The following is a 3,138-nucleotide window of genomic DNA, read 5'->3' as shown; positions in this document are numbered from 1 at the left end:
CGGCCTGCCGACGGGCAAGTTCGGCCTGCTCCGTGGCGGCCTGGGCGCGCAGGGTCTGTTCCTCGGCCTCGGCGCTCTTCTGGTTGGCGGTTTCAATCATGTTTTGCAGGTTGTGAACCATATTGAGCAGAGAATGGCGCAGTTCCGCCAGTTCACCGTAAAAGTCGCGCGCATCAAGGTGTACCTCAAGGTTACCCTGGGCGATACTGTCTGCCTCTTCCACAATGAGACGCAGCGGACGGTTGATGGAACGCACGATGAACCAGGCCAACGCCAGCATGGCGAGGGCAATGACAGCATAAATAATGGAGACTGAGCGTATGGCCTCGTTGGTTTCGGCAAAAATTTCGCTTTCGTCCTGAATAACGGCAATCTTCCAGCCAAAACTGGTTGTGAGCACGTTGGCCCGCACGGCGATGTCATTTATGTGGGTGAGCACAACGCCTGATTGGGTTTTGAAAAGCTGTTCCAGCCCCGGACTTTTGATATCCTTGCCGATAATTTTGCCGGTAAGTTCCTTGTCCTTGGGGTCGCAGATGATGCGCCCCGTGTTTTCCACAAGTAAAAAATAGCCTGTCCGGCCAAAATTCATGGCCTCGAATTTTTCCGAAAGACCGTTAAGGGAAACATCAACGCCCAGCACCCCGCGAAAAGCGCCGTTGCGGTCACGCACTTTGTGGGTTACAGGGGCCACCAACTCGCCGGAAATGGAAAGATAGCTGTCCGACAGGCCCACAACCTTGTCAGAATTCATGCGGCTCACATACCAGGCGCGCTTGGAAGTATCAAAACCCGCAGGCACCGGCCCATCGGACATGGATGAACCATAGCTGCCGTCGGGATATCCCACGTAGACTTCTACATAGGAAGGATTTGCCTTGGCCAGCCTGAAAAGGGGCTGACCGGCGCGGGTGGCTTCCGGGTCGAGAGCCGAGCGTTTGTAGGTATTTTCAGTGGACGTGTTTTTATAGTTGGGAAACGTGTTTCCCCCGTCAACGAGCAACTCATCCGCCGCCAGAAAAGCGAGGTTGCGTTCTGCCTCGTTGATGAAACTTTCCACATAGCTGCCCATAAGCTGTAGCTGCTCTCTGGAGGCCGTCAGATACGACTCTTCGGCCGTGTTACGCATCTTACTTGTCACATAGGGTATGGTGCCACCGGCCATGACGGCTATCGTCAGCAAAAAACCCAGTATTACCCGTGCCTTGATGGTCATATACAGTTCCTCCTCTGCCTGTGTTTCCAGCAGGCAGGCTGGCAGCATCCCGTTTTACCGTGTGCCTCCGTCATTTTCAGCTGCTCTCTATTTCTGAAATCGCCCGACTGTCCTATGTCTTAAGATGACACATCGGAAAAAGAAATTAAATAGGTTTTTATATTTTAAAACAGACAACTGTTTAACGTAGTGTATATTTCATTGCCGTGACCACGGACACATTTGCCCCAGGCATATTCAGAAAATTATCAACATATCGATATTATTTGACAACAATGCGTACCGCTTTACCGGGGTGCCGCGCAGCGCACTTGCTTTGGCCTGTGGCATTGCAACGTAAAGCCGCACTGTGGGGTACGGAGAGGCGTGCTTTTGGGTTTACGCAAGGAAAAAAGACGGTTGACCTGACACAAAGAGCACTGTACCTAATTTATAGTAATTCCTTTTAACTGTTAACGCTGCCGCCCCCATATTGGAGTCCGCATGACCACCCCCACTCTTCGCCGCGACCTCGTGGTCCGGGGCGTACTTTACATGCTGGCTATGGGCATTCCCATCACAGTCAGCCTGGTCTGCAAGGAACCGGAAGTGCTGGTACTGGGCGCCCTGGGGGCCTTGTTCGCCCTTTTTATCGCTCCCCGCTACAGGCCGCTGCCGCGCGTCCTCTGCATCGGCGCCGGGGGGCTGCTCGTTTGTGCGGCAGCCACAGTGGGCGTGCTTACCCAGGGCAATAACAACCTCGCACTGATACCTTTGGTAATGTTCAGCTGGCTGGCCGCCCTGCCCCGACCGGAGCAGGCATATCTCAGCCTTGTCTTTAAAAATATGGGAGCCGCAGCCCTGCTGACCCATTTCGGCATGGTCAGTTCCATAAGCGCGGCCGTTATTTTTATGACCGGCCTTGCGCTGGGGGCAATGCTCAGCGTGGCCGGCACACGCTTCGGCAGTGGACAGGGCAGCGGCGCAAGCCCTTTTGAAGAGTTTGAGGCGTTCAAGCACGGGGCTGTCAACAATCCGCTTTTCGGCATGGCCGTTCCCACCACAGTGCTGTTGTGTACCCTGGCCGCACGCGGTCTGTACTTCAGCCACCCGGCCTGGGTGGGGCTGACCGTTCTTTTTGTCATGCACAGCGACGGAGCCACCGAACTGCGCCGCATACGCGACCGCGCCCTGGGAACAGTGGTAGGCGTCATTGTTGCCGCCCCCCTCGTATTTTATATTTCTACCCCGGTCCCGCTTGCCGTCTGCGTGCTCCTTGCCGCCCTTTTCGTCCCTTACGCGCAAGGCGGCCACTATATGCTCTTCAGTTTTATCATAACCCTCATAGTGCTGCTGCTGCTCGACATGGCAACATTGCACATAGGCGGCGACATCCCCCTGCTGAGCTGGCGGCTGCTTGATACCATCCTGGCCTGCGGTGGCGTTCTTGCTTCCAACCTCATACTCAGATTTATAACTTCCCGCACAAACAGAAATAAAAAACTTAACAACCCCGTATAAATACGCTCATGCCGTATTTATGCAGACAAGGGCATCCATCCAGGATTGTTAAAAAAATAATTTATAAACTAAAAATTTATAAAGACATTGCCCTCGACATTCAAAACTGATACATTGTTCATATGCATTGCCGCCGACAAGCCTGCCGCTCCGGCAGCCTGACGGCATTTCAAACAGAAACCGGCCCCCGCATCAGCGGAGCGAGCCGGGGCCGCCGCACGGCACACCCACCGGGGAAGCCATGCCGACCAACGAGGTACTCCATGCCGGAAGAAACAGACTTTACGAAAACCCTGCACCGTCTTATGCAGGCCATGAACGCTTCCAATGATGCGGAACTGGCCCGCGCCCTGGGCATTACCCCACAATCCATCAGCGGTGCGCGCAAGCGCGGTGAGGCGCCGCCCGCCTGGATACAGGCC

General features: G+C 54.8%; 3 protein-coding genes. 2 read left to right on the top strand and 1 reads right to left on the bottom strand.

Annotated elements, in window-relative coordinates; genetic code table 11:
• Positions 1–1,216 (bottom strand): cache domain-containing sensor histidine kinase (locus tag V6C07_RS05160; protein WP_333535294.1); only part of this gene is annotated, 1,216 nt, incomplete at its 3' end.
• 483 nt (positions 1,217–1,699) lie between these two features.
• Between V6C07_RS05160 and V6C07_RS05155 the strand changes: the two genes are divergently transcribed.
• Positions 1,700–2,716 carry an FUSC family protein gene (locus V6C07_RS05155; protein WP_333535293.1) on the top strand — a complete coding sequence of 339 codons (1,017 nt, stop codon included), beginning with the start codon at positions 1,700–1,702 and terminating at the stop codon, positions 2,714–2,716.
• Between the two features lie 122 nt (positions 2,717–2,838).
• Positions 2,839–3,138, top strand: a 300-nt coding sequence (locus V6C07_RS05150; RefSeq protein ID WP_333535292.1) for a helix-turn-helix domain-containing protein, incomplete at its 3' end; no start/stop codon positions are given.

Source organism: Desulfovibrio sp. 1214_IL3152 (genome assembly GCF_036763055.1).
In the GTDB taxonomy this organism is placed as follows: Bacteria; Desulfobacterota; Desulfovibrionia; order Desulfovibrionales; family Desulfovibrionaceae; genus Desulfovibrio.
This window is presented reverse-complemented; position numbering and strand designations above follow the sequence as displayed.